The sequence below is a fragment of the Leisingera sp. M658 genome, assembly GCF_025144145.1.
Lineage (GTDB): Bacteria > Pseudomonadota > Alphaproteobacteria > Rhodobacterales > Rhodobacteraceae > Leisingera.
This window is the reverse complement of record NZ_CP083546.1, coordinates 768,652-795,631: the sequence shown is the minus strand read 5'-3', so window position 1 is coordinate 795,631 and position 26,980 is coordinate 768,652. Positions and strand designations below refer to the sequence as shown.

Annotated in this window: 24 protein-coding genes; 9 read left to right on the top strand and 15 right to left on the bottom strand. The window is 62.3% G+C overall.

The genetic code is table 11. The annotated features are described in order from the left end of the window. Positions 1 to 54: 54 nt before the first annotated feature. On the top strand, positions 55 to 1,437 hold the full coding sequence (locus K3724_RS04100; protein WP_259990349.1) for an aldehyde dehydrogenase family protein: 1,383 nt from the start codon (positions 55 to 57) through the stop codon (positions 1,435 to 1,437). 64 nt (positions 1,438 to 1,501) lie between these two features. After that, complete coding sequence (locus tag K3724_RS04095) at positions 1,502 to 2,647, top strand: iron-containing alcohol dehydrogenase (protein ID WP_259990347.1); 1,146 nt, start codon at positions 1,502 to 1,504, stop codon at positions 2,645 to 2,647. A 69-nt stretch (positions 2,648 to 2,716) separates the two neighbouring features. Here K3724_RS04095 and K3724_RS04090 read toward each other — a convergent pair whose 3' ends face one another. Next, positions 2,717 to 2,932 (bottom strand): hypothetical protein, encoded by a 216-nt coding sequence (locus tag K3724_RS04090; RefSeq protein ID WP_259990346.1) that lies wholly within the window; start codon positions 2,930 to 2,932, stop codon positions 2,717 to 2,719. Positions 2,933 to 3,079: 147 nt separating this feature from the next. Continuing rightward, the gene (locus tag K3724_RS04085; protein WP_259990344.1) at positions 3,080 to 4,084 is read right to left on the bottom strand and encodes a LacI family DNA-binding transcriptional regulator; all 1,005 of its coding nucleotides are present in this window, start codon (positions 4,082 to 4,084) and stop codon (positions 3,080 to 3,082) included. A gap of 6 nt (positions 4,085 to 4,090) precedes the next feature. Here K3724_RS04085 and K3724_RS04080 point away from each other — a divergent pair, with 6 nt between their 5' ends. The 3 genes from K3724_RS04080 to K3724_RS04070 all read left to right on the top strand — a co-directional run bounded on the left by K3724_RS04080 (position 4,091) and on the right by K3724_RS04070 (position 6,608). After that, positions 4,091 to 4,231 (top strand): hypothetical protein, encoded by a 141-nt coding sequence (locus tag K3724_RS04080; protein WP_259990342.1) that lies wholly within the window; start codon positions 4,091 to 4,093, stop codon positions 4,229 to 4,231. Continuing rightward, positions 4,228 to 5,256: a type I glyceraldehyde-3-phosphate dehydrogenase gene (gene gap / locus K3724_RS04075; RefSeq protein WP_259990340.1), complete on the top strand. Its 1,029-nt coding sequence runs from the start codon at positions 4,228 to 4,230 to the stop codon at positions 5,254 to 5,256. The genes K3724_RS04080 and gap overlap by 4 nt, the downstream gene beginning before the upstream one ends. A 278-nt stretch (positions 5,257 to 5,534) precedes the next feature. Further along, a complete protein-coding gene (locus tag K3724_RS04070) occupies positions 5,535 to 6,608 on the top strand; it encodes an Mrp/NBP35 family ATP-binding protein (protein ID WP_259992552.1) in 1,074 nt (357 codons plus the stop codon). A 221-nt stretch (positions 6,609 to 6,829) separates the two neighbouring features. Here K3724_RS04070 and K3724_RS04065 read toward each other — a convergent pair whose 3' ends face one another. From K3724_RS04065 to phnC, 5 genes are all read right to left on the bottom strand, one after another. Then, positions 6,830 to 7,444, bottom strand: a complete 615-nt coding sequence (locus tag K3724_RS04065) for a chloramphenicol acetyltransferase (RefSeq protein WP_259990338.1) — start codon at positions 7,442 to 7,444, stop codon at positions 6,830 to 6,832. A 25-nt stretch (positions 7,445 to 7,469) separates the two neighbouring features. Beyond that, a complete protein-coding gene (gene phnE / locus K3724_RS04060) occupies positions 7,470 to 8,843 on the bottom strand; it encodes a phosphonate ABC transporter, permease protein PhnE (RefSeq protein WP_259990336.1) in 1,374 nt (457 codons plus the stop codon). Continuing rightward, positions 8,840 to 9,709 carry a phosphonate ABC transporter, permease protein PhnE gene (gene phnE, locus K3724_RS04055; protein WP_259990334.1) on the bottom strand — a complete coding sequence of 290 codons (870 nt, stop codon included), beginning with the start codon at positions 9,707 to 9,709 and terminating at the stop codon, positions 8,840 to 8,842. The genes phnE (K3724_RS04060) and phnE (K3724_RS04055) overlap by 4 nt, the downstream gene beginning before the upstream one ends. Positions 9,710 to 9,824: 115 nt before the next feature. Continuing rightward, positions 9,825 to 10,727 carry a phosphonate ABC transporter substrate-binding protein gene (gene phnD / locus K3724_RS04050; protein ID WP_259990331.1) on the bottom strand — a complete coding sequence of 301 codons (903 nt, stop codon included), beginning with the start codon at positions 10,725 to 10,727 and terminating at the stop codon, positions 9,825 to 9,827. A gap of 66 nt (positions 10,728 to 10,793) precedes the next feature. Next, on the bottom strand, positions 10,794 to 11,612 hold the full coding sequence (gene phnC / locus K3724_RS04045; RefSeq protein WP_259990329.1) for a phosphonate ABC transporter ATP-binding protein: 819 nt from the start codon (positions 11,610 to 11,612) through the stop codon (positions 10,794 to 10,796). 215 nt (positions 11,613 to 11,827) lie between these two features. On the opposite strand from phnC, the gene rpe reads away from it, so the two are divergent. Then, on the top strand, positions 11,828 to 12,517 hold the full coding sequence (gene rpe / locus K3724_RS04040) for a ribulose-phosphate 3-epimerase (RefSeq protein WP_259990327.1): 690 nt from the start codon (positions 11,828 to 11,830) through the stop codon (positions 12,515 to 12,517). A 184-nt stretch (positions 12,518 to 12,701) separates the two neighbouring features. Here the strand turns inward: rpe and K3724_RS04035 are convergent, their stop codons facing one another. The 6 genes from K3724_RS04035 to K3724_RS04010 form a co-directional block, all read right to left on the bottom strand. After that, positions 12,702 to 14,792 (bottom strand): 3-hydroxyacyl-CoA dehydrogenase NAD-binding domain-containing protein, encoded by a 2,091-nt coding sequence (locus K3724_RS04035; RefSeq protein ID WP_259990325.1) that lies wholly within the window; start codon positions 14,790 to 14,792, stop codon positions 12,702 to 12,704. 243 nt (positions 14,793 to 15,035) lie between these two features. Next, positions 15,036 to 16,259: a Tm-1-like ATP-binding domain-containing protein gene (locus K3724_RS04030; protein WP_259990324.1), complete on the bottom strand. Its 1,224-nt coding sequence runs from the start codon at positions 16,257 to 16,259 to the stop codon at positions 15,036 to 15,038. A 127-nt stretch (positions 16,260 to 16,386) separates the two neighbouring features. Next, entirely contained in the window at positions 16,387 to 17,829 is a 1,443-nt protein-coding gene (locus K3724_RS04025; protein ID WP_259992551.1) for an aldehyde dehydrogenase, read from the bottom strand. Then, positions 17,736 to 19,355 carry a tripartite tricarboxylate transporter permease gene (locus tag K3724_RS04020; protein ID WP_259990322.1) on the bottom strand — a complete coding sequence of 540 codons (1,620 nt, stop codon included), beginning with the start codon at positions 19,353 to 19,355 and terminating at the stop codon, positions 17,736 to 17,738. The genes K3724_RS04025 and K3724_RS04020 overlap by 94 nt, the downstream gene beginning before the upstream one ends. 9 nt (positions 19,356 to 19,364) lie before the next feature. After that, positions 19,365 to 19,895, bottom strand: coding sequence for a tripartite tricarboxylate transporter TctB family protein (locus K3724_RS04015; protein ID WP_259990320.1), 531 nt, complete (start codon positions 19,893 to 19,895; stop codon positions 19,365 to 19,367). A 72-nt stretch (positions 19,896 to 19,967) separates the two neighbouring features. Beyond that, complete coding sequence (locus tag K3724_RS04010; RefSeq protein ID WP_259990318.1) at positions 19,968 to 20,915, bottom strand: tripartite tricarboxylate transporter substrate binding protein; 948 nt, start codon at positions 20,913 to 20,915, stop codon at positions 19,968 to 19,970. Positions 20,916 to 21,088: 173 nt separating this feature from the next. Here K3724_RS04010 and K3724_RS04005 point away from each other — a divergent pair, with 173 nt between their 5' ends. Together K3724_RS04005 and K3724_RS04000 are read left to right on the top strand one after the other, a co-directional pair. Further along, entirely contained in the window at positions 21,089 to 21,868 is a 780-nt protein-coding gene (locus tag K3724_RS04005) for an IclR family transcriptional regulator (RefSeq protein WP_259990316.1), read from the top strand. 47 nt (positions 21,869 to 21,915) lie between these two features. After that, positions 21,916 to 23,271: an aspartate aminotransferase family protein gene (locus tag K3724_RS04000; protein WP_259990314.1), complete on the top strand. Its 1,356-nt coding sequence runs from the start codon at positions 21,916 to 21,918 to the stop codon at positions 23,269 to 23,271. Between the two features lie 198 nt (positions 23,272 to 23,469). On the opposite strand, the gene K3724_RS03995 is transcribed toward K3724_RS04000, so the two are convergent. Together K3724_RS03995 and K3724_RS03990 are read right to left on the bottom strand one after the other, a co-directional pair. After that, positions 23,470 to 24,759: a glutamine synthetase family protein gene (locus tag K3724_RS03995; protein ID WP_259990312.1), complete on the bottom strand. Its 1,290-nt coding sequence runs from the start codon at positions 24,757 to 24,759 to the stop codon at positions 23,470 to 23,472. Between the two features lie 108 nt (positions 24,760 to 24,867). Then, positions 24,868 to 26,127 (bottom strand): cytochrome P450, encoded by a 1,260-nt coding sequence (locus K3724_RS03990; protein ID WP_259990309.1) that lies wholly within the window; start codon positions 26,125 to 26,127, stop codon positions 24,868 to 24,870. Between the two features lie 80 nt (positions 26,128 to 26,207). Between K3724_RS03990 and K3724_RS03985 the strand changes: the two genes are divergently transcribed. Beyond that, on the top strand, positions 26,208 to 26,918 hold the full coding sequence (locus K3724_RS03985; protein WP_259990307.1) for a type 1 glutamine amidotransferase: 711 nt from the start codon (positions 26,208 to 26,210) through the stop codon (positions 26,916 to 26,918). Positions 26,919 to 26,980: the final 62 nt, after the last annotated feature.

The following is a 26,980-nucleotide window of genomic DNA, read 5'->3' as shown; positions in this document are numbered from 1 at the left end:
TTTTGACCAGAAAGAAGCAGGGGCGGCAGTGCCCCTTGGAATGGAGTTGATGGCATGGGCCAGACACTGAAGTGCATCTCGCCGATCGACGGATCGGTTTTTGCCGAACGCGAAACCCTATCGCGCGAGGCGGCTTTTGACGCGGCGGCGCGCGCCCGCGCAGCCCAAACCGCCTGGGCCGCACGCTCCCTGCAGGAGAGGATCGGCCTGGTGATGGCGGGTGTGGCCGCCGTTGGCGCGATGAACGATGAAATTGTGCCGGAACTGGCCCATATGATGGGCCGCCCGGTGCGTTATGGCGGCGAGTTCGGCGGCTTTAATGAACGTGCCTCGCATATGGCGAAGATCGCTGTGGAATCGCTGGCTGATATAGAGGTTGGCGAGGACGCCAGCTTCAAACGCTATATCAAGCGTGTTCCGCATGGGGTCGTGCTTGTCGTGGCGCCCTGGAATTACCCCTATATGACCGCAATCAACACTGTGGCCCCTGCCCTGATCGCAGGCAACGCGGTAGTGCTGAAGCACGCCACCCAGACGCTGCTGGCAGGCGAGCGCATGGCGCAGGCTTTTGCTTCGGCGGGTGTGCCTGCGGATGTGTTCCAGAATGTCTTTTTGGACCATGACACCACTTCGGCGCTGATTGCGGAGAAGGCGTTCAACTTCGTGAACTTCACCGGCTCGGTGGGCGGCGGCCAGGCGATGGAACGTGCGGCGGCAGGCACCTTTGTGGGCGTCGGCACCGAGCTGGGCGGCAAGGATCCGGGCTATGTGATGGAAGACGCCGATCTGGATGCGGCGGTGGACACACTGATCGACGGCGCCATGTTCAACTCCGGCCAGTGCTGCTGCGGCATCGAGCGGATCTATGTGCATGAAAGCCTTTTTGATGCCTTCCTGGAGAAGGCGGTTGCCATCGTCAAAGGCTACAAGCTGGGCAATCCGCTGGAGGCGGAGACCACCATCGGGCCAATGGCCAATGTGCGCTTTGCTGGTGAGGTACGCAGCCAGATCGCCGAGGCCGTGGAGGCAGGTGCGGTGGCCCATATCGAAACCCTGCCGGAGGATGACGGCGGCGCCTACCTGACGCCGCAGATCCTGACCGGTGTGACCCACGGTATGCGGGTGATGCGCGAGGAAAGCTTTGGCCCCGTCGTCGGCATCATGAAGGTGCAGTCGGACGACGAAGCCATTGCGCTGATGAACGACAGCAACTTCGGTCTCACCGCCTCGCTCTGGACCCGTGATCTGGAGCGGGCACAAGCGGTCGGCGACCGGATCGAGACTGGCACCGTGTTCATGAACCGCGCCGATTACCTGGATCCGGGCCTGTGCTGGACCGGTTGCAAGGACACCGGCCGCGGCGGCGGGCTGTCGGTCATCGGCTATCACAATCTGACCCGCCCGAAGTCTTACCACCTGAAAAAGGTAACCGGCTAAGGGCGGCCCTGCCCACCCTGGCGTCTCCTCCGCGGGGCGGGCCATTGCATTAAAGGAACACGATATGAGCCTTAACGGAAACTGGTCCTACCCGACCGCAATCAAATTCGGCGCCGGCCGGATCAACGAACTGGGTGACGCCTGCGCCGCTGCCGGCATCACCAAACCCTTGCTGGTCACCGACAAGGGGCTGGCCGATCTGCCTGTCACCCAAGCCACCCTGGACATCATGGAGGCCGCAGGCTTGGGCCGCGGCATGTTCTCGGAGGTTGATCCGAACCCGAATGAGAAGAATCTGGAAGCCGGTGTCGAAGCCTATAAGGCGGGCGGTCATGACGGCGTGATCGCATTTGGCGGCGGCTCCGGGCTGGACTTGGGCAAGATGGTTGCCTTTATGGCCGGCCAGACCCGACCTGTGTGGGATTTTGAGGATATCGGCGACTGGTGGACCCGCGCCGATGCCGATGCCATCGCGCCGATCATCGCGGTGCCGACCACCGCAGGCACGGGATCCGAGGTGGGCCGCGCGTCCGTGATCACCGACAGTGTCAGCCACCAGAAGAAGATCATCTTCCACCCCAAGGTGCTGCCCGCAGTTGTGATCTGCGATCCCGAGCTGACGGTGGGCATGCCCAAGTTCATCACCGCAGGCACCGGGCTGGATGCCTTTGCCCATTGCGTCGAAGCGTTCAGCAGCCCGCATTACCACCCGATGTCCCAAGGCATCGCGCTGGAAGGCATGCGGCTGGTCAAGGACTACCTGCCGCGCGCCTACGCCGACGGCACCGATATTGAGGCCCGCGCCCAGATGATGTCTGCCGCGGCGATGGGGGCCACGGCCTTCATGAAGGGGCTTGGCGCCATTCACGCCATGAGCCACCCGATCGGAGCGCACTTCAACACCCACCACGGCACCACCAACGCGGTCTGCATGCCTGCGGTGCTGGAGTTCAACGCGCCTGCAATCGCGGACCGGTTCACCATGGCGTCGGCCTACCTCGGCATCGACGGCGGTTTTGACGGCTTCCGCACGTTTGTGCAGGAACTGAACGACAGCCTCGGGATCCCTTGCAAGCTGGCAGATCTGGGCGTCACCGAAGCGGCCATCCCCGATCTGGTCAAAGGCGCGATCATCGACCCCAGCTGCGGCGGCAACCCGATTGAGCTTACTGAGGAAAACCTCACCCAGCTGTTCAAGGCCGCCTTGTAAACAACGGCTCTTTGCCAGGTTTCAGCGCTCTCCGCCCGGCGGGGAGCGCTGTTTCATCCCGCTACAGCGTCAGCCGCTGACGTAGACCTTGTCTTTGGGGTAGTAGAAGATTTTCTGATTGTGCAGCCGGCCCAAAAGCTCGTGCACGCGGCGCAGCGTTTCGTCCTCGCTGCTGCCCGTTGCCGGTTGGGCCTCTGACAGAGTGTCCCTTGTGGTTTGCAGGGCGGTCTCTATCAGCTCCATATCCGTAACGGACAGTTCGAACATGTCGTTGTACTGGGGCATCTGGGCTCCTTCTCCGGTTGGCTGGACTGAACTGGCTGCCTACAGGCTGCCCCATGGCGGGACGCAAAGCCACAGGAAAGCGCCAAAATCATCCCTGCCCTGCCCCGGATCGCGGAAACGCCGCCGTTTTCAGCCGCCGGGAGGCTGTCAGAGCGTCTCCCCAAGGCTGATCGCGGGGCACAGCCGGTCAAAAACCAGACCGTCCGTACCGCCAGCCTCGCGCGATTGCAGGATGACCCGCGCGGCACGCTCGCCAATCTCACGGCGGCAGGCGTCCGTTGTGGCCAGCTGTTGCGGCATGCCCTGCAGGATCTGCAGATTGTTGAAGCCGGCCAGCGCGATATCGCCCGGCACCGACAGGCCTGCGGCCAGGCAATGCATCAAGCCGCCAACACTCATCACGTCACTGGAATAATAGATGCAATCAAGATCCGGGTTGCGCGCCAGCATCTGCGCGGTCAGTTGGCGGCCGGTCTGGATCGCGCTTTCGCCGGCATAATGCTCAATATCACCTAGGGCGACACCCTGTGCGGCCAAACCGTCGGTGAAGCCGTCAAACCGTTTCCGGGCGCGGAAGTCCTGCGGCATTTTGGTACCGATAAAGCCGATCTTGCGGTAACCGCAGGCCAGAATCTGCTCTGCCATGTCGCGGCCTGCCTGCAGATGCGAAATGCCAACACAGTGGCGGACCGGATCGCCGTCCACATCCATCACCTCGACTACCGGACAGTCGGCCTGCTGCAGCATCCGTCGTGTTGTTTCAGTATGCTCCAGCCCCGCGACAATCAGGCCGGACGGGCGCCAGCTGAGCATCTCGCGGATAACGCCTTCTTCTTCCTCAAGATCATACCCCGACACCCCGACCACTGGCTTCAGCTGGCTGTCTTTGAGCACGGCGGAAATGCCCGAGAGCACCTCGGGGAACACAAAGCTGTTCAGCGACGGCACAACCACCGCCACCAGATTGACCGATTGCGAGGACAGCGAGCCTGCAATCCGATTGGGCACATAACCGTGGCTGCGGGCAATTTCTTCAACCTTGGCTTTGGTTTTAGCGGACACATCCGGGGCACCGCGCAGGGCACGGGAGGCGGTCATCTCGCTAACGCCGGCCAGATGGGCCACGTCTTTCAGCAGCAGTTTTTTGGTCATCTGCCCATGGTCAAGCACTTTGCCGACAGCCGCAAGGGCTGGTCTGCCGGCACGGGGGTTGATTTCCAGAACCGTTATCGTTATCGGTATCGCAACCGTTATCGCTACCGGCTCCATGCCGGTCCAACAGCCAGAGGTGAGGCATGACACTGAAAATCGCAATCAACGGATTTGGACGGATTGGCCGCGGGGTGCTGCGCGCGCTTCTGGAAAGCGGCCAACAAGACATCGAAGTTGTTGCCATCAACGACCTGTCGCCCCCCGAGACGCTGGTGCATCTGCTGAAATACGACAGCGTGCACGGCCGCCTGAAGACGCCGGTGTTTCTCGCCGATGACCTGATCCGGGTGGGCCGCCACAGCATCCGGCTGAGCGCGATCCGCAATCCGGAAGAGCTGCCTTGGCAGGATGTCGATATCGCCTATGAATGCACCGGGCTGTTCACCGCCCGCGATGACGCCGCGCGGCACCTGAAAAACGGCTCCAAGCGGGTGCTGATCTCCGCCCCCGGCAAGGATGCCGACCGCACCGTGGTCTACGGCGTCAACCACATGGATCTGACGGCGGACGACGTGATCGTCTCCAACGCCTCCTGCACCACCAATTGCCTGGCACCGCTGGCGCAAGTGCTGGACGGCGCATTTGGCATCAAGACCGGCTACATGACCACGATCCACGCCTATACCGGCGACCAGCCGACCCATGACACCAGCCACTCGGATCTCTACCGCGCCCGCGCGGCCTCGCTGTCGATGATCCCCACCTCCACCGGAGCGGCCCGGGCGATCTCCGAGGTGCTGCCGCATCTGAAGGGACGGTTGGAAGGCTCGGCAATCCGGGTGCCCACCGCGAATGTGTCTGTGGTGGACCTCAGCTTTGTGCCGGAACGCACCGCCACCGTGGAAGCCGTCAATGCCGCAGTGAAGACGGCAGCAGAGAGCGGACTGGCGGGCATTCTATCGTATGAAGAAGACCCGTTGGTCTCTGTCGATTTCAACCACGATCCGCATTCCAGCTGCTTTGCTGCGGCACAGACGGCTGTCACCGCCGAGGGTCTGGTGCGGGTGGTCAGCTGGTACGACAACGAATGGGGGTTCTCCAACCGTATGGTGGACACCGGCCGCCGCATTGGCGAAGTGATGAGGTCCGCCGAGGTCGCACTGGCCAGCTGACAGGGGCAATAGGCAGGCGCCTGTTGACGGGAGCCTCCCGCCCGTCGTCCGGCACCTGCCGGTGCCTTCCTCCCGTTGGGCCTGGCGCCGCGCTGACGCGCGGCGCTGTTGCGTTCTGCCGCTACCCCTGCGTGCCGCCCGATGGACAAGGCCAGCTGGCACATAAGCTGACTCCAGGATGCGCCAAATCAAACTCCGGGCAGCGAACCGCTGGCATACCGCGCTGAATTGCGCCAGAACAGGCGCAAGGCATGACCAGCTACAGGAGCAAGACCGGCGTGACCATCTCCCGTGAAACCGTCCTTGAGGCGCTCAAATCCGTCGCCGACCCCGTCAGCGGCAGTGATATCGTCAGCGCAGGCATCGCCCGCGCAGTGACCGTCGAGGGCAGCACCGTCCGCTTTGTGCTGGAAATCGACCCAGGCAAGTCCGAGGCTTACGGCTCGGTCCGCGACAAAGCTGATGCAGTGGTGGCCGAACTGCCGGGGGTAGCAAAGGTCTCGGCCATGCTGACCGCCCATTCGCAAAAGGCGCCGCCGGATCTGAAGCCCAAGCAGCCCGCCCAGGCGCAACAGCAGGCAGCGCCGCAGAAGGTTCCGGGTGTGGCGCGGATTCTTGCGGTTGCCTCCGGCAAGGGCGGGGTCGGCAAATCCACAGTCTCGGCCAATATTGCCTGCGCCCTGGCAATGCAGGGGCGCAAGGTGGGGCTGCTGGACGCCGATGTTTACGGCCCGTCGCAACCCAAGATGCTGGGTGTCAGCGGCCGGCCTGCCAGCCCTGACGGCAAGACCATCCTTCCCTTACGCAACCATGGCGTCACCATGATGTCGATGGGTCTGATGACTGGCGAAGACCAGGCGGTGATCTGGCGCGGCCCGATGCTGATGGGCGCGCTGCAGCAGATGCTGCTGCAAGTGCAATGGGGTGAGCTGGACGTGCTGATCGTCGATCTGCCGCCCGGCACTGGCGATGTGCAGATGACGCTGGCGCAAAAGACCCATGTAGACGGCTCTATTGTGGTCTCCACCCCGCAGGACGTTGCATTGATCGACGCCCGCAAGGGCATCGATATGTTCCGCAAGATGAACGTGCCGGTGCTGGGAATGATCGAGAACATGTCGACCCACATCTGCTCGAATTGCGGCCACGAAGAACATGTCTTCGGCCATGGCGGCGTGGCGCAGGAGGCGAAGAAGCTGGGCGTGCCGCTGCTGGGCGAGGTGCCGCTGCACTTGGACGTGCGCCTGGCCGGCGACAACGGCACGCCGATTGTGGCAGCGCAGCCCGGCAGCGCCCAGGCCAAAGTGTTCCTTGATATCGCCACCCAGCTGGTGGACGCAGGCGCCGCATAAACCTGCCGCCCGTGGGTCAAGGGCCGCAAAGCGGCGGCCCGCTGCGCCGTTTACCCTTGAGGCGGGGATGACAGGCAGCACAATGAACAAGGCGTTTGAAGGGCAGGCTTGCTCATCAGGCGCGTCTCGGCAGGCCTTTCGCCGCGCAGCGGCGCCACGCCCAACTGTGAGGCGCATTCTATGAATGCGCAGGAACAGGCGGGAGCCTCCCGCCCGCTGGATCAGGCATATTTCTCCAGAAACGCCTCCGCCCGCAATGTTCGAAAATCCGGCAGTGCAACGCGCAGGGCTTCGTGGTCCCAGTCCCACCAGGCCAGATCCATCATCTGCCCGGCGACAGCTTCGGTATAGCGGCGGCGGATCACTTTCGCGGTGTTGCCGCCGACAATCGTATAAGGCGCCACATCCTTGGTCACAACAGCGCCCGAGGCCACAACCGCACCATGGCCGATGGTCACCTCCGGTTTGATAATTGCGGCATGGCCGATCCAAGTGTCATGGCCGATAAAGGCCGTGCGCCCGGCGCGGCGGGAGAACCACTCTGCATCATGATCCGCATCGTTCCAATAGTCGCCGGACCGGTAATGGAAGTGATGCAGCGAGGCTTTTTCCATCGGATGATCGGTCGCGCCGATCCGTACAAGACTGGCGATATTGGCAAACTTGCCGATCTCTGCATTGGCGATATCACAGATACGGTCGCAATAGCTGTAATCGCCAACCGCTGAATTCGCGACCCGGCTGCCGGCGCCGATCTCCACATAGCGCCCGAACCGGCTGTCTGCGATCTGGCATTCCGGGTGAAGGAACGGGGCTTCTGCCTGCAAACGGGCCATGGTCTTTCCTCTGAAATTTCCGGGATCAAGGCAGCAAGAAGGCGCTGCCCTCTTGCGCCTTGGATGCCTTGCGTCTGGCCGGGCCGCTGCCGCCTGTGATCAGCTTCCGCCGCAGCCAGCCCGAGAACCAATCCATCAGCATTACCATCACGATGATCAGGGTGATGTAATAGGCCACCTCCTCCCAGTCCTTTTGGGTGATGATCGCCTGGGTCAGCAGCAGGCCGATGCCGCCGCCGGTGATGGCACCGATAATGGTGGCTGAGCGGGTGTTGGATTCCAGGAAATACAGGAGCTGGCTCAGCAATACCGGAGTAATCTGCGGGATCACTCCGAACCGGTAGCGCTGCAACGGTTTTGCGCCGGTGGAGGCGACGCCCTCAATCTGTTTCTGATCAACGTTTTCCAGCGCTTCTGAGAAGATCTTGCCGAAAGTGCCAGTATCCGTGACCAGGATCGCCAGCGCACCGGTCAGGGGGCCGGGGCCAAAGGCGCGGGCCAGGACCACGGTCCAGATCAGCGAATCCACGCCGCGGAAGAAATCGAACAGCCGGCGCATGGCAAAGCGCAAGGCCCGGAACGGCATGAAATTGCGGGTCGCGGCAAAGGCCAAAGGCAGTGCAATGATACCGGCGCCAATGGTGCCAAGGAACGCCATCAGCAGGGTTTCGGCAATTGCCCAGGCCACATCCTGATGGCGCCACATCTTGTTGGTCCAGAACTCCTGGAAAATCGCGCCTGCCTCACCGGTGGCTGCACGCTGCAGAAGCTCCCCTGCCCCCATGCCGTAATAAGGGCTGTCGAGGGTAAAAAAGAACAGCTCCCAGCCCGTGAAATAGCGGAACACTTCGGCCCGGTTGCGGGTGACGGTCAGGCGCCCGGCCCCGGTTTTAACCGCCAGCCGGTTCTTGGAGACGCTGATCCACTCCGGCACATCGCCTGCCGGCAGTTCGGCCTGAACACCTGCGCTGCGGCTGGGGGTGGCGCGCACAGTGCCATAGCCGGGGATTGCGTATTCGATGGTTTCCGGGCCAAAGCTGACGGTATGGCCGTCCTCCAGGTCAATCACCGTGGTCTCCCCCAGGGCAACCCAATCCGGTGCTGTTCCATCGGGATAGGCGCCTTTGCGCTCCCCTTCGATGGACACCGAAACCGCACCGTTTCGGTTGTCGCGGGTCACATGGGTCTTGTAGCTATAGCTGTCGCTGACCAGGGTTCTCGCGTTCTCCAGGCTCGCTTTATCCCACAGCCCCAGGACATCAAAAGCCACAAAGACATAGGCCAGATAGACCAGCACCGCGGCGGGCAGAGCGAAACCCAGCAGCCGCTTCTTCAGGAACAGCTTGGAGATATCCAGCTTCAGCTCTGCCGGGGTGAGGGTGGTATCGAAAGTAGTCATGCTTTCGCTCCATGGGTCAGACGGTCACGCAGGATGCCGGACAGCTGGTCGACGGCCACGATGGTGATGAACAGCAGCAGGAAGATGGCGGCGGCCTCGTCGTACCGCCCCTGCCCCCAGGACATGGCGTTCTTCAGCTCGTAGCCGATGCCGCCCGCCCCGACAAAACCAAGAATGGCCGAGGCCCGGATATTGATCTCAAACCGCAACAGCGCGTAGCTGACGTAGTTCGGCCCGACCTGCGGGATCACCCCCAGCGTCATCCGCTGCGCCCAGGTGGCGCCGACCGATGACAGACCTTCCACAGGTTTCAATGAGGCGTTTTCGTTCACCTCGGAAAACAGTTTGCCCAGCGCACCAGCGGTGTGGATGGCAATGGCGATCATCGCAGGCACCGGGCCGCCGCCAAGGACAAAGATCAGCACCAGCGCAATGACGATTTCCGGGATCGCGCGGCAAATGTCGCTGATGCGGCGGAACAGCGGGATAAGCGCAGGCCAGGGCGCCATGCCGCGGGTCGACAAAAGCGACAGCAGGGTGCCGAACACCGCGCCCGCCAGCGTTGATGCCGCGGCGATATTCAGCGTCTCCACCAGTGCCGGAAAGAAGTGCACCGCATGGCCGGGCAGCTGGGCTGCCTTCTGGGACGCTTCTGCCAGAACCTCGGTCGGGTAGTCGAAGATGCGGGTGAACCCATCGGCAAAGGAGCCGGCATTGCGCGCATCCGCGGTGCGGAAACCTGCAACCATCAGCGCCACAAAAATGGCCAGAAGAATGCCGCCGTACAGCCGCTTGCGCTGGGTGTGGGCGGTGTATTGCTGCCGGATATCCTCGATGCCCGGCCGGGCGGCTGTCAGATCTGCCATGTAGGGGTCCTGGTCCTGAAGGGATGGCCGGAGCATATGCCATCAAGGAAATTGCGGGGTTCCGAGCCAGGCCCGAACCCCCGCAGAGCACAGTATCAAAGGTACGGTACTGAAATTACTGGGATTTCAGTTTACGGGCTTCGATGATCACCTCATAGGCGTCATGGGTGATCGGCATCAGGCCTTTTGATTCACCGCCCAGCACATTGTACATGCAATCCGGATCGATTGAGTTCATCGAAGCCAGCAGACCGGTCATCTTGACCTTCACATCCGCAGGCAATTCGGTGCGCAGCACAAACGGGCCTTCGGGGATCGGCGCGGATTTCCAGATCTCGACCAGATCATTCATGTCTACCAGACCTGCATCCACCGCACGGCGCAGAGCGCCGGAGTTGTAGCCGTCTTCCCATTCGCCCAGACCATCGGCCCAGCTGACACCGCCAGCAACGTCGCCATTGGCCACGGCAACAATGGTCTGTTCATGCCCGCCAGTGAATTTCACTTCGCCAAAGTAATCGCCAGAGTCCATGGTGGCGCCCGTCACTTGCGGGATTTCGATCGACGGGATCAGATAGCCCGAGGTGGAGTTCGGATCGCCAAAGCCAAAAGTTTTGCCCTTCAGGTCTTCCAGCGAAGCAACGCCGCTGTCCTTGCGGGCAAAGCCAACCGAGTAGTAGCCAAAACCGCCGTCCGCATTAACCTTGACCAGAACCGGCTCAACCGCTTCGGGGTTGGACAGATAGGTCTTGGCATAGCCCGACGCGCCCAGCCAGGCCATGTCGATGGTGCCGCCCAGCAGGCCCTGGATCACACCGTTATAGTCGGCGGGGGCAAACAATTTGGTTTCAACGCCCAGCAGCTCTTCGGTCTGTTCACGCAGGCATTCCTGCTTGCTCAGACGGTCCTGTGCGTTCTCACCGCCCAGAATGCCGATGCGGAATTCCTTGATTTCCTCTGCCGCAACGGGGGTCGTCAGCGCGGTGGTTGCCAGAACGGCAGCAAGCAGTTTCTTCATCTCATGTCTCTCCGGTTGGTCAATCCCCGACGAGCAGCCCGCGGGGTCGGTAAAAGAAGTTCGGGGTTACTCGGCGGGAATGGCGGCGCGCATTGCATCCGCCCGTTCCAAAGTCTCGATCTCGGTTGAGGTTGCAGCTTCGGAAAACTCATCCCCGGCGCCGTAAATCTCGCGGGCAACGCCGGTGGTCAGCTGCTCGGGCAGCCCGTCGAACACAATGCGCCCGTCGCGCATGCCGACCACCCGGTCGCAGTACCGCCGTGCAGTGTCCAGCGTGTGCAGATTGGCAATCACCGTGCGGCCGTCTTCCTCGTGAATGCGGCGCAGCGCTTCCATAACGGTCTGGGCGTTCATCGGGTCGAGCGAGGCAATCGGCTCATCCGCCAGGATGATCTTCGGATCCTGCATCAGCGCCCGGGCAATCGCCACCCGCTGCTGCTGGCCGCCTGACAGCGCCTCGGCGCGCTTGGCGGCATGTTCGGCAATGCCAAGCCGGCCGAGAATTTCAATTGCCGCATGAATATCCGCCATCGGGTACAGGTTGAACAGCGTCGCCATCGCGTTGCGGCGGTTCAGCGTTCCGTGCAGCACGTTGGACACCACATCCATCCGCGGCACCAGGTTGAACTGCTGAAAGATCATCGCGCAGTCGGACTGCCAGGCCCGTTTCTCTTTGCCCTTCAGGCCAGTGATTTCACGGCCCTCATACAGAATACGGCCTTCGCTGGCATCTTCCAGCCGATTGAGCATCCGCAGCAGGGTGGATTTGCCCGCACCCGATCGACCGATAATGCCGATCATGCAGGGCTTGTCGATGTCCAGCGTGGCGGTATCCACCGCTAACTTGCCACCGAACCGTTTTGTCAGTTTGTCTATGCGCAGCACCGGGGCGCTCCCTCTTCGTTCGGGACCTGCCTAATGCGCTTGCTCAAACCTCATGTGTCACCGCCGTGAAAGTTTTGTAACGCCGCCCCATGCAACCCGCAGGCGTGCGGCACTGGGTAACGGGCCTGCTGCGCATTCTGCCCCTGTCCACAGGGGCCGGGACGGTCTATACGGCCATCGACTCCTCAATTCCCTTTGCAAAAGGAAGCTGCCAGATGTCCTTTGACCGCAAGATCAAGATCGCGCCCTCTATCCTCTCCGCCGATTTCGCCAACTTCGGCCAGGAGATCCGGGCGATTGAAGCCCAGGGCGCCGATTGGGTGCATGTGGATGTGATGGACGGGCATTTCGTGCCGAACCTCACCTTTGGCCCGCAGGCGGTAAAGGCGTTCCGTCCGCATGTGAAAACAGTGATGGACGTGCATCTGATGATCGCGCCGGTTGATCCCTATATTGACGCCTATGCCGACGCCGGCGCCGATGTGCTGACCGCCCATATCGAGGCCGGCCCGCATATCCACCGCACCCTGCAGGCGATCCGCGGGGCCGGAATGAAGGCAGGCGTCGCATTGAACCCCGGCACCCCGGCGGAAGCGGTTGCGCATCTTCTGGACCTGACCGACCTGATCTGTGTTATGACCGTAAACCCCGGCTTTGGCGGCCAGAAGTTCATCGACATGACCGCCAAGATCCGCAGCCTGCGTTCGATGATCGGCGACCGCCCGGTGCATATCGAAATCGACGGCGGTGTAGATCCCGCCACCGCGCCGCTGGTCACTGAGGCAGGGGCCGACGTGCTGGTTGCCGGCTCCGCCGTATTCAAAGGCGGTTCGGTCAACGATCCCACGGTTTACGGCGAGAACATCCGCAAGATCCGCACCGCGACCGAAGGTACCTGGACCTAAAACGCACTGAGGTTCTCCCGTCAATCACCAGGCGCATCAAAGATGCACCGCTCTTGTTGGGCCAAGCGCCGCGCGTTCCGCGCGGCGCTATTTCGTGATACGGCCAGCGTTTGCGCGTCCAGCCCGGCACAGCCGGGCCGCGCCCTGATGGCCCTCGACGGGCCGGAAGGGCGCCCGCCCCCGCTTAGCCGCCCTTATTCAGATCATCGAAGGTTTTCCCGTCCGCCACCAGCTGCTCCAGCAGCGGCGCGGGCTGCCAGAAAAAATCATCCTCTGCCGCGTAAGCCCTGATATCGGCCAGAATGCCGTCCAGACCCTGCAGATCCGCCCATTTCAGCGGCCCGCCCCAGAAGCGCGGGAAGCCGTAGCCGAACAGCATCACCATATCCACATCCAGCGGACGGCGGGCAATACCCTCGCCCACCACCTTGGCGGCCTCGTTGACCATGGCGCACATATAGCGCCGCAAAACCTCGGCGTCCGGGAAGTCCCGCGGGGTGATATTCTGCTCTTCCTGATCCCGGGTAATCAGTCCGGCCACTTCCAGGTTCGGAACGCCGCCGCGCGTGCCTTCCTTGTAGATATAGAAGCCTTTACCGGTCTTCTGGCCGAAATCGCCGCCCTCGCAGAGCATTTCGTAGAATCGCGGCACCCGTTCGCGCGGATCGCGGCTCGGGGCGCGGCGCTTGCGGGCGGCCCAGTTGATGTCCAGCCCGGCCAGATCGCCCATTGCAAAAGGCCCCATCGGGAAACCAAACCCGGTTACAACCGCGTCCACCTGATAAGGCGAGGCGCCATCCAGCACCAGATATTCCGCCGCTTTGCGGTAGGCGTTCATGATCCGGTTGCCGATGAACCCGTCGCAAATGCCCGATCGCACCGCGACCTTCTTCAGCCGCTTGCCAAGGGCAAAACCAGTCGCCAGCACCTCTGGCGCGGTATCCTTTGCCACCACAACTTCCAGCAGCTTCATCACATGCGCGGGCGAGAAGAAATGCAGACCGATCACATCCTGCGGCCGGGAGGTCGAAGCGGCAATCTCGTCCACATCCAAATAAGACGTATTTGTCGCCAGCACTGCGCCGGGTTTGCAATGGGCATCCAGCTTGCCAAAGACCTCGCGCTTGACACCCATGTCCTCAAACACCGCTTCAACCACCAGATCCGCTTGCGTCAGCGCAGCATAATCCGTCGCCACAGTCAGCGCCTCGCCGGTCAGCCGATCATATTGCGCCTCAGTGATCTTGCCGCGCTTCAAGGCCCCTTTCAGGTTGCCTTCAATCCGGCCCCGTGCCGCAGCCGTGGCGTCATCGGTCATCTCTATCAGCACCACCGGCAAATCCGCCAGCAGCGCTGCGGTGGCGATTCCCGCCCCCATGGTGCCGCCGCCGATCACCCCCATCAAGGCCACCTCGCGCGGCGCAACGCTCTCCAGCTCCGGCAGTTTGCTGACCGCGCGCTCCGAGAAGAAAGCATGGATCAGCCCCTGCCGCTGATCAGAGCCCATCAGCTCCATGAACAGCGCACGCTCACGCTTGAGGCCCGCCTCAAAGCTCTCCGCCTCAGCCGCTGCCTGCACCGCGCGCACAGCCGTGGCCGGCGACAGCTGGCCGCGCCCCTTTTTCAGCGTGGCTGCATAGGCCGCATCAAAGTCCACCGCTTCCGGCGCGGGCATTTCCCCAACGGCCCGGCGCGGGGCGCCCTGCTCCAGCAGCTCTTGCACATAAGCCAGGCCGATCCCCCGCAGATCCCCCTCTTCGATTTTGTCGATAATGCCCTTTTCCAGCGCCTCCGCGGCGCCGAAATGACGGCCGCTGGTGATCATCTCCAGCGCCGCTTCGGTTCCGGCCAAACGCGGCAGCCGCTGGGTGCCGCCCGCTCCGGGCAGAATGCCCAGGTTGACCTCAGGCAGGCCCATCCTGGCGGACGGCACCGCAATCCGGTAATGCGAGGACAAGGCCACCTCCAGCCCGCCGCCCAATGCCGTGCCATGCATTACAGAGACCACGATCAGCGGCGAGGCCTCGATCCGGCTGCACAGGCCGGGCAGCTGCGGCTCCTGCGGCGGCTTGCCGAACTCGCGGATATCTGCACCGGCAAAATAGGTCCGGCCCTCGCCATAGATCAGTACCGCCTTGGCACCGTCCTGTTCCGCGCGTTCGATCCCGGCCAGCAACCCTTTGCGCACCTCAGCACCCAGCGCGTTCACTGGCGGATTCTGCGCCTTCAGAACAGCAACATCGCCTACACGCTCATACGCTATGGTTTCACTCATCCGGTCATCCTCTTTTTCCCGGTGCGGCAGCAGCTGCGCCCGGCTCTCATCCGATTAGGCACGGCAGCCAAACCGGCGCCAAGCCCCAATGCCGCCAATGGCCGGCAAACCCCGCGTCTGAAACGCCCGGGCGCTGCCAAAGCCGGACATGCCGCCCATTACGTAACAGAAGATTGGCGAATTGAAAACTTCTTGAAACATCTCTCCAAGAGGTACAACCAAGGGTGTAAGGAAATTCGCTGTTCAGCCAGTCTTCACCACACCGCTGGAAATCCAGCCGTCCAGAATTTCCAAAGCTTTGCCGGAAAACGCAGCATCATTGATATGGCAGTCCAGTTCATGCAGCACCGCATTTTCCGGGCAGGAGGCGCGCATTTCATCACAGAACGCCGCCAGCCCTTCCCCATCATGCAGAGGGGCGCCAGGGCGGTCCCACTCGTTGCAACCGCCCGCAGGCAGCAGAACCGCCACCGGCGCCTCTGCCGTTGCCAGTTTGCCGCACATCACCTGCGCCACCTGCCGCCGCTCGGCAGCATCCAGCATCGCGGAGGTGAGCAGCCGGTTGTGGGCATGTGTTTCCCGCCCCTTCAACTGCGTTGGCACCTCCTGCCAGCCGACAAAATCCACCAGGTCATAACAGCCCGGCGCCACCAGCTGCGGCGTGCCTGAGCGCCCGGCATTGGTCATCCGGTCCGCTCCCGCCGACAACCCGCCGAACAAGTGGTTCGACACTTCCTGCGGCGCAAAATCCATCACCGCGGCAAAGGCGCCCTCAGCGGCCAGGCTTTCAAACGCCCGCCCGCCCATTCCGGTGGCGTGAAACACCGCAACCTCAAACCCGCGCGCTTCCAGCGCAGGTTTCAGTGTTACCATATAGCGCAGCACAGTCTTGCCAAACGACGTCATGCCGATCAGCGGCCTGTCCCGTTTTGGCGGCTCCACCGACCGCGCCGCGCCCAGCACCGCACCTGCGGCCTGCGACAGGGACGCCTTGCAAATCGAGTTCAGCCCATAGAGCCCACCCGCCCAAAGGATCATCTGCACATCCGCCGGGATCCGCTCGGGCGGCATCAGCGGTGAAAATGCGACAGTTGAGACGATGTATTTGGGCACCCCCACGGGCAGCGCCGCACACATATCCAGCGCCAGATCAGTGCCCATGGTACCGCCCAGCACAATCACCCCGTCAATGCGCCCCTGCCGGTACAGATCCAGCGCCATAGCCGCGGCACCTGCACCCATGATCTGCATGGCGGTGTTTTCATCCCCCGAGCCAATCGCCACCTCGATCGAGCTGCCGCCGGCCGCGGCCACCTCCTGCTTGCTGACATCCGCGGGCTGGCTGGGATCGCCCAGAACGCTCACATCCATCGTCAGCACCTTGCCGCCCTGCCCGCGGATCACTTCCGCCAGATAGCTCAGTTCATCGTCTTTGGTGTCGTACGTTCCGGCGACTAGTATGGTCATGTCTGCCACAGGCTTTTTCTCCCGTCTTAAAGGCTTCGCAGCGACGGCCATCGGCACGCGCGCGGCCTTTCATCTTTGCAAAAATACTCCCGCCGGAGGCCGCGGGTTTTGCGGCGCAAAACCCGCTTCACAACTGAATCCAAGCGGTTTTCAGATCGATGTATTTGTCCAGCGCATGCAACGACTTATCATGGCCATTGCCGGACTGCCCGACACCGCCCAAGGGCACGGTGTTGTCCGAGCCGCCATAAGTGTTCACATGCACCACACCGGCCCGGATGCCCGCCACCATCCTGTGCGCGCGGGACAGGTTTGCGGTCCAGACACCAGCCGCCAGGCCAAAGTCGGTGGCGTTGGCAAGGCTCAGCGCCTCGTCCTCACTCTCGAACCTTGTCACTGCCAGCACCGGCCCGAACACCTCGCGCTGAAACAGCGCGTGGTCCTGCGCCACTTGGGTGACAATCGCCGGCGACATATATGTACCGCCGGTTTCCTCCAAAATGCGCTTTCCGCCGGTCACCACCTGTCCGCCCTCGGACCGCGCCATGTCCATGAAAGACAGGTTGCGGCGCAGCTGGTCTTCCGAATTCACCGCCCCGATCTGGCTGCTGAGGTCCAGCGGATCGCCCACCTGCAGCGCTTCGGCCTCGGCCTGCAGCATTTCCACAAACGCGTCATGAACCGACGCCTCGACCAGCAGGCGGGACCCCGCGATACAAACCTGCCCGGAGTTACGAAAGATGCCAGCGGCAGACACTTTGGCCGCCTTGGCCAGATCCGGCGCATCCGCAAAGACGATATTCGGGGACTTGCCGCCCAGTTCCAGATAGCAGCGTTTGAGGTTGGAACGCGCCGAGGCCTCCAGCAGTTTGCGCCCGGTGGCGCCCGAACCTGTGAAGGCCAGCACATCGACATCCATCGAGGCGGCCAGCGCCGCCCCGGTTTCGGCACCGGAACCGGTTACCACGTTCAGCACCCCATCCGGCAGGCCGCATTCCGAGCAGATTTCTGCCAGCCGCAGCAGCGTCAGCGAGGCGGTTTCAGCCGGTTTCAGCACCACCGAATTGCCCATCGCCAGCGCCGGCGCCAGCTTCCACGCACCAATCATCAGCGGGAAGTTCCAGGGCACGATGGCGCCCACCACGCCAACCGGCATCCGCTGCACCAGCCCCAGCACATCCGGCGCAGTCGGCGCGATCTCGCCCGGCACCTTGTCCAGCGCCTCGGCATAATAGCGGAAAGTGCCCGCGGCCGATCCCGGCTCGGCCTTCAGGGCCATGTTGTACTCGGTGCCGTTGTCGCGCACGCCCAGCACCGCCAGTTCCACCGCCTCGGCGTCTATCCGGTCAGCTATCCTGTGCAGTACTTTTTTCCGTGCGGCTGGGCTCTGTCCCGCCCAGCGGCGATCCTCATATGCCCGCCGCGCCGAAGCCACAGCGTTTTCGACATCCGTTGCAGAGGCGCCCTGCAGCGTGGTCAGAACAGATCCGTCAACCGGCGAAGCAACTTCGAGTGTCTGGCCCGAACCTTCTTTCCATGATCCTTCAAGAAAGAGTTTTTGCGGCGCCACATCAAGCTGCCGAAGCTTGTCGATGCGCTGTTGGTCTGCCATTCGGCCTCCTTCAGTTCCTTATGGTCCTTCAGCACCCGCAGGATGTGGACCGCCAGAACGATGATGATGAGTAGAAACAGGATGAACGCCACCGGGCGATCAATGAAATCAAAGGGTTCTTTTACCCGCGCCATGGCCGCGCGCAGTTTCACTTCCATGATGCCGCCCAGAACCATACCCAGGATGATCGGCACCGCAGGCAGCGACAGGCGTTTCAGCACATAGCCAAGGATACCAAACGCAGCCGCCATCACGCAGTCGGTGGCGGAATTGCGCAAGCTGTAGACGCCGACAAAGCTGAGCGTCAGGATGCAGACGCCCAGGAACCGGTTGGGGATGCGCACCACCTGGATCAGCGACTTGGTAGCAAAGAGCAGGAAGACAAGAACCAGGACATTCAGCAGCAGCAATGCGAGGTACAGTGCCACCACAAAATCCATGTCGTTCTGAAACAGTCCCGGCCCCGGCACCACGTTGTGCACATAAAAGACCGACAGCATCATCGCCGTCAGCGCCTCACCCGGAATGCCCAGCGCCAGCAATGGCACCATGGCGGCGGCCGGCACCGCATTGTTGGCGGTCTCTGCCGCGATCAGCCCCTCGGAGGAGCCGTTGCCAAAGTCCTGCGGCCGTTTCGAAGTTTTCTGCGCATAGGTGTAGGACATGAACTGGGCAGTGAATTCGCCGACGCCGGGTACCATGCCCATCAGCACGCCGAAAGTTGCCGAAACCCCTGCAACCCGAGGATGGCGCGTCAGCTCGCGCAGGCCCTGGAACATGCCGCCGCGCAGGCGGGTCATGCGGACCTTTTCGTCTTCGTCCGTCAGCAGCACAAAGGCCTGCGAGATTGCAAACAGCCCCAGCACCACCACGATCAGGTTGATGCCGCCCCCCAGAAAGTCCTGCCCGAAGGTATAGCGCTGGGTGTATTTCACCGGCTCCAGCCCGATGGTCTGCAGGAAAATCCCGAAACAGGCCAGGGCGCCGGCAATCAGCGCCTGGCCGCGATGGGCGACAACCACCAGGATGAGGCCCAGAAGGGCGGCCATGAAAATCTCGCGCGAGCCGAACATGGGTGCGATTTTGGCCAGCACCGGGGCAAACAGGATCAGGCAGATGACCGAGAAGATACCGCCAAAGAAGCTGGCGGAATAGGCAAGGCTCAAAGCCCGCTGCGGCTCGCCCCGCGCCGTCATCGGATAGCCGTCATAGGTGGTCAGCGCGTTGACCGCAGTGCCGGGGGTATTGATCAGGATCGCCGGAATGGCGCCGCCATACATAGACGAGCCGTAAATCCCCAACAGCACCGTCAGGCCCACAATCGGATCCATCGAGAACGTCGCAGGCAGCAGGATCGCAATCGCCACCGCCGGGCCGACACCGGGGATGGCGCCGATCAGCACGCCGCCGACAGAACCCGCCAGCAGCGCCAGCGCCACGTCCCAGCGCATCAGGATCTCAATGGCAGAAAGGATAAGGTCCATGACGGGTACTCAGAGATAGAGAATGAAGAAACTGCGGACCGGCCCCGGCAGATACTCATACAGCACTGCCCCCGGAATCTTGACCGACAGAACAGCTTTGAACAGCACAACCACGACCACAGCAAAGACGGCACTGATCCACAGCATGAAGCGGCTGCGATAGCCCATCCGCCAGCTGAGAAGCGGCATGAAGGCCAGCGTCACGGGCAGATAGCCGATGATCGGCACCAGCAGCACATACCCCATGAACCAGCCGGCAAACTCCAATACCTGCGCCCAGCGCTTGACCTCCCGCAGGTCATAGCGGCTGACCCGCCGCCAGGGCAGTTTGTACAGGTGCAGCCCGCCCATCAGCACCATGCCGCCAATGGCGACAGCTGGCCAGAACCGGGGCTGGGCAAACAGCTTGGTTTTGTTGACCCAGGCGGTCTGCTCTGTGATCAGGACCAGCAGCAGCAGCGCAGCCGCCACCAGAAACAAGGCAAAAACCAGCTGTCCGCGCCGTGGTCCGGCAAAGCGGTGTTCACGTTCCGAAGGCATGTGAGTTGTTCATTGTCCGCGCGTGTAAAGAAGCATCGGGATCCCTCAGGACCCCGATGCAGTGGGGGAGGATTACTCCGACAGCAGACCGCTGATGCGGGCCATGGTGCCGATGTCGTTGGCGACCCGTGCGGCACTGTCATCAGCGCTTTGCCAATAAACCAGCGCGCCGGTCTCCTTGGCGACATTCTGGGCGCGTTCGCTCATCACGGTTTTTTCCGCAACCGCGATGATTTTGTCGCGCACATCCTGCGGAGTGTCTTTGGTCACGAACAGACCGTTCCACAGCGCGATGTTCAAGCTCTCGTCCAGCTCGCCGATGGTGGGCGCGTCAGGCACCAGCGGGATGCGCTGATCCGTGATCGAGACCAGCACCTTGACCTGATCCAGGCAGGGCAGCACCAGCTGCAGGGTGGTGTTGATCACATCCGCATCGCCCGAGGCCAGCGTGTTGCAATCCAGCGCATCGAAAGCCGCATCCGATCCCCACTCAAACCCGGCGTTCTTGGCGTAAGCCTTGGTCACTTGGGTCGGGGTCAGCACATCGCCGAAATGCCCCAGCGCCACATCGTTTTCCTTGGCATAGGCGGCCAGCTCTTCCATCGTGCTGTAGGGCGCATCGCCAGATGTGGCGATCACAAAGGGATAGGTCAGGAATATCCCCAGCGGGTCGAATTTCTCAGGCGTCAGCGGCGGGATGTCGATCTGATGGCCCATCACTGGTACGCCGATCACGAAGGAGCCGATGGTATAACCATCGCTCGGTGCATTGGCGACTTCGATGGCACCGGGGAACGGCCCGCCGCCGCCGCCCGGTTTGTTCACCACAGCAGCCGCAACGCCGTATTCGTTCTGAAAATCCTCGGCGATCATCCGCGTCAGGACATCCTCCAGATCACCCGGCGGCCACGGCACGATAAAGTTTACAGGCTTCTCCGGATATTCGGCCTGCGCGGCAACCGCGCCCAGCCCCAGTGCCGCCGCTGCGGCTGCACCTTTCATGAGGGTCTTGAGTTTCATCGTTTTCCTCCCAGTTTTCTTCCCGGCCGTTGCCGATGGTTCGTTATTTGAACCGTTGGTTTGAATTTAGATTGACAGGCAGCCCGCTTATCTGTCAACAAAATTGCATCAAAGGTGCGTCTTTTTCCAAAGGCACCACCTGCCAAGACCAAACAGGGAGAACGGACAGGCCCATGGGAACGGTATCCAAAGCCTTGTCATTACTGACATATTTCAATCACGGCCGGACCGGGATCGGGCTCAGCGACCTCACTCGCCTGTCCGGTATGAACAAGGCCACCGTCTTTCGGCTGATGAGCGAGCTGCAGGAATCAGGTTTTGTCGAACAGACCGACGGCGACCGCATGTACCGGCTTGGCCCCCAGGTTCTGCGCCTGGCCGCCCTGCGCGAGGCGGCGGTTCCGATACTTTCGGTCTCGCGCCGTGTGCTGCGCGATCTGAGCGACGAGACCGGCGAAACCACCCACCTGTCGCTGTTGCAGGGAAGCCAGCTGAATTCGCTGTCGCATGCCTATTCCCCGCGCCACGCAACCAAGGTGATGATGGAGGACGCCGAAGTGCTGACCTTTCACGGCACCAGTTCCGGCATGGCAGTGCTGGCCTATGCCGACCCCGGCTTTGCTGACGCGGCACTGGCACAGCCGTTGCAGGCCCACACACCTGAGACGATCACCGATCCGCAGGACATCCGCGCCCAGCTGGCAGATGTCCGCAGCACTGGAATGGCCCAGTCCATCGGCGGGTTCGAGGCGGATGTGCATTCCCACGCGGTGCCGGTCTTTGGCCCCGACCGCCAAGTGATCGGCGCGCTCGCCGTGGCCGCGCCGGTGTCCCGCATGACCACTGAACAGAAACAACGGATCCCCGCCGCCCTGCGCCGCGCGGGCGCCACCCTTACCCATCGCATCGGCGGCTCGGCGCCTGCGGAATATCCGCAGGACGGTGCCGCCTGACTTCCCCCTCTCCGGCCCGGCGCGGGCCGCATCCAGGAGCTGACCCCATGAAAGACTCCAACTTCCTGAAAGAGCACAACGCCAAATCCCTCTGGCATCCGATGGCGCATCCCGGCGACAGCCTGGCCAACCCGCCTGCCATCATCACCTCGGCCCAAGGGGTGAAAATCACCGATATCGACGGGCATGAGGTGGTGGACGCGGTCGGGGGCCTGTGGAACGTGAACCTCGGCTTTTCCTGCCGGCCCGTGAAAGACGCGATTGCCGCGCAGCTGGACGTGCTGCCCTATTACTCCACCTTCCGCGGCACCACCAACGACCAGGTGATCCAGCTGGCCGAGGAGCTTCGCAAGTTCTTCGTGCCCGATGGCCTCACCCGCGCCTTCTTCACCTCAGGCGGATCGGATTCGGTGGAAACCGCCCTGCGGCTGGCACGCCAGTACCACAAGATCCGCGGCGAGGAGGGCCGCACCAAGTTCCTGAGCCTGAAAAAAGGGTACCACGGCACCCACATGGGCGGCGCCTCGGTGAACGGAAACGCCAATTTCCGCACCCAGTACGAACCGCTGCTGCCCGGCTGCTTCCAGATCCCCGCGCCCTATACATACCGCAATCCGTTCAACGAGACCGACCCCGAACGCCTCGCCCAGCTCTGCCTGCAGGCGCTGGAGGATGAGATTGCCTTCCAAGGCGCCGGCACCATCGCAGCCTTCATCATGGAGCCCATCCTGGGCGCCGGCGGGGTGATCCCGCCGCATGCCAGCTTCATGCCGGGCGTTCGCGAGATCTGCTCCAAAAACGGTATTCTGCTGATTGCAGATGAGGTGATCACCGCCTTCGGCCGCACTGGTTCCTGGACCGGTTCGCGACTCTGGGGTGTGCAACCGGATATGATGGCAACGGCCAAGGCGATCACCAACGGTTACTTCCCTTTTGGTGCCGTGATGATCGCGGACCACATGACGGAGACCTTCGAAAAGGACACCAGCGGAAAGGCCGCCATCGGCCATGGCTACACTTACTCTGGCCATCCTGTAGGCGCTGCAGCAGCGCTGGCCTGCCTTGCCGAAACCCTGCGCCTGAACGTGCCCGAAAACGCTGCCGCCCGCGGCACCCAGATCCATCAGGGGCTGCTGGACCTGCAGCAGAAATACGAGCTGATCGGCGACGTACGCGGCGGCCACGGGCTGATGAGTGCACTTGAGCTGGTGGCAGACCGCAGCACCAAGGCGCCGGCTGACAAGAAAACCACCGGCACGCTGCAGGAAGCGGCCTATGAGGCCGGCGCGATGGTACGGGTCTCCGGCCCCAACATCATCCTGTCACCGCCGCTGGTGCTGAGCGAGGCTGAGGCCGCAACCATCCTCTCCGCCCTGGACGCAGGCCTGGCGGCGGTGAGCTGACACCCGCGCCAGACGCTTCCCCGCCCGGACCGCCAGGTCCGGGCGCCACCAAATACCATGGCGGGCCCGAAGCATATGCTTCGGGCCCGCGCCTTCGGCGGCGCCGCTGACGCGGCGCGGTTGCGGGATACGGAAACGGGCGCAGCTGCCGCAGCCGCGCCCGTTTCCATGTCCCTTGCAGGGATCCCGCTGCGAATATCAGATGAAATGCACGTAGAAATCACGCATCCCATCGCCTTCCAGATCACGGGTCTTGCGCACTTCTTTGCGTTTCATGAAGACGTGGTTGGCGACCAGCTCCGGCCCGACAGCCTCTGCCAGAACGGTGTCCTTCTCCAGATCACTCACTGCCCCTTTCAGATCAGCCGCCGTGCCGTCGCGTGCGTCAGTCCGGTCAAAGCCGTCGCCAGTTTCCATCGGCGGCAGCTGATGGCTGTTTTCCACCCCTAACCGTGCAGCATGAAGCACCGCCGCCACCGCCGTGTAGGGATTGGCCGACGCATCCGCCATCCGGTGCTCCAGCCGCGCCTTGGAGCCGCCTTCGGAACTGATCCGCGTGGTCACATTGCGATGATCGCCGCCCCAGTTCTGCCAATACCCCGACAGCGATCCCGGCTGCAGCCGCATATAGCTGTTGGCGGTTGGCGCAATCAGTCCCGCAAGCCCCTTGTGGTGATGCAACAGCCCCGCCAGACAGCCGCGGGCCAGATCATTCATATGCTCCGGCCCGCCCCGCGGCCCTGAAGACAGCGCATTGCCGCCCGCCTCATCGGCAAAGGAGAAGTTGATATGCATACCCGAGCCGCCAGCCTCGGCCACCGGTTTCGGCATAAAGGTCAGGATAATGCCGTATTCCAGCGCCACCTCCCGCGCCATCAGGCGGAACAGCACGATGTCATCCACCGCCTTCACCGCATCATCAAATGTCAGTGTGTATTCAAACTGCGGGCTGTCGAATTCGGCAGTGATCATGTCGAGCGAAAAACCCATATCATCAGCCATCGCCCAGATCCGGTCGTTGAACCGCAACGGATCGGCAAACGGCCCGGTGCCATAGACCACCCCGCCCGGCGCATCATAGGGCATCAGCCGCCCGCGGTCATCCGCCTGCAGGGCAAAGGCCTCCAGCTCGATCCCGACTTTCGGCGTCAGCCCGTGTTTTTGCCAATCCGCGACCGCCCGCTTCAACGCCCAGCGCGGACACAGCGGCAGCGGCTGACCCTCATCATCATACAAATCCCCCAGCACCACTTTGGTCGAGGCATGCCAACTGTCCCGGATGTCGTCATGCAACCACTTCAGCTCCATATCCGGCAGACCCTGTTTGACCATCGCCCCCGGCGCATCCAGCAGGTCCCTGTCATAATGGGTGCCAAAGACCGACCGGCAGAACCGGGTCGAGTCATCGCCGATCTTGGAGTTAGGCAGGTATTTCCCCCGCATGATGCTGAGGTGATCGCAAAACATCGCGCGCAGGCGGGTTTTCATGGCTCAAGCCCTTCCCAGTTGAACAGTCGTCGGCATCGTGCACCGCATCTTATTTCTTAACATATTTAACGGTTTTCGCAGAGTCTTTCCTGCGCGCAGGCCTAGGCATTATCCAGCCTCCACCCGCACCGGCAGCGACTTGAGTCCGCCGACAAAGTTTGAACGCAGGAACTTATGCGGCCCCGCCGCCTCGATATGGGTGATCCGTTTGGCCAATTCCTGAAACAGCACCGTCACCTCCAGCCGCGCCAGCCACATGCCGAGGCAGACATGCGGACCGAACTGGCCGAACGACAGATGCCGGTTCGGGCTGCGGTGAAGATTCACGTGAAATGGATCTTCGAAATACCCGTCATCCCGGTTCGCCGAAGCAAACCAATACAGCACCTTGTCGCCTTGCCGGATGGTCTTGCCATGCATCTCCACATCCCGCGTCGCGGTGCGGCGGAAGTACAGCGCGGGCGTGGCCCAGCGGATGATCTCATCTGCCGCCGTCTCCCATACCGCGCCGCCCGCCTGCATCTGCGCCAGCAGCTCCGGCTGATGGCACATCGCCTGAATGCCGGCGGCAATCGAATACCGCGTGGTGTCATTGCCCGCCGCAACCAGCAGGCAGAAGAAATTGCGGAACTCGGTCTCAGTAATGACCGAACCATCCTTGGCCGGTTCCAGGATCAGATCCAGCACACCGGATGTATCCCCCTTGCGCGCTTTTGCCTCCATCAGCTCTTTGGCATAGACGTACAGCTCCGCCCCGGCGGGAGAGTTGAAGGGCATCATCCGGAATTCGTCCGTCTGCATCTTGTCCAGCACATGCGAGGTGAAATCCGGATCGGTATTGGCAATCAGCGCGTCGCCTTTTTCCACCAGCCAGGGCAGGTCTTCTTCCGGCAGGCCCACCACCCGGCCCAGCATCCGCATCGGCAGCTGCCGGGCAATCTCCTTGGTGGCGTCAAATTCCCCTTTGGCCAGCGCCTGATCCAGAATCTCCGCACAAAGGTCGCGGATATCCTGCTCATACTGCGCCATGGTGGTTTTTGAGAACGCCTTCAGCAATTTCATCCGCACCTTGGAATGATCCGGCGGATCGGTTTCCTGAAAGGTGCGCCGCGCCAGGTATTCCTCGTAGGATTGGTCCTCCATCCGGATCCCGCGGGCCGAGGAGAACACCTCGGTGTTCTTGTTCATCACCGTGATGTCTTCATAGCGGGTGACCGACCAGAAATTCTTGCCGCCCGCATATTCGGTCCAATGCAGCGGGTCCTCGCGCCGCAGCCGCGCAAAGGTGTTGTGCGGCGCACCATCGGCAAAGACGTCATGGCTGCTCAGATCCGCATAGCCGTCATCGGTGGGGGTCCAAACTGTCATTGCGGGCTTCCCTAACTTGCTTACGGATGTATATTAATGGTGACCTTAAATATGTAAATAATAATCTTGCGAGCGCTCTCATGCATTTGGCCATTCTGATGACCAACACCGACGAAAGCGAATTTGCCCAAAGGCATCCAAAGGACGGGGAAAAATTCACCGATCTGATCCGGATAGCCCGGCCAGACTGGCGTACTTCGGTGTTTGCCGTGAAAGACGGAGATTTCCCGCAGGACCTGTTTGCTTTTGGCGGCGCAATGATCACCGGCAGCCCGGCCTCGGTCCGCTCCGGTGCCCCCTGGGTGGCGCAGCTGCTGGACTTGATCCGCGACGCCCACACCCGCCGGTTTCCGCTGTTCGGCGCCTGCTTCGGCCATCAGGCCATCGCGCTGGCCCTTGGCGGCGGCCTGGATCTCAACCCAGACGGCTGGGTGCACGGGCTGACCCGCAACAAATTGCTGAACCGCCCGGACTGGGCCGCACCGTTGCCGGATGAGGTGAAGCTTTACGGCTCCCACTGCGAATGCGTCCGCACACTGCCGCAAGACGCAACCCCGCTCAGTGAATGGAATGGCATGAACACTGGCTTCACCCTGGGACGCCACATCTTCACCACCCAGCACCACCCGGAAATGTCCCGCAGCTTCATGACAGCGCTGACCGAAGAAATGCAGCAGACCCTCGGCCCCGAAGCACACGCCCGCGCGCTGGACAGCCTTACCGGGCGCTCAGACCAGCAAGCCTTTGCCGAGAGCCTCGCCCGCTTCTTCGAGCAAGCCCGGCAACCCTGACCCGCCGGCTTCTTTCTGGTCAAAAATACCCCCGCCGGAGGCACGGGACCGCCAGGTCCCGT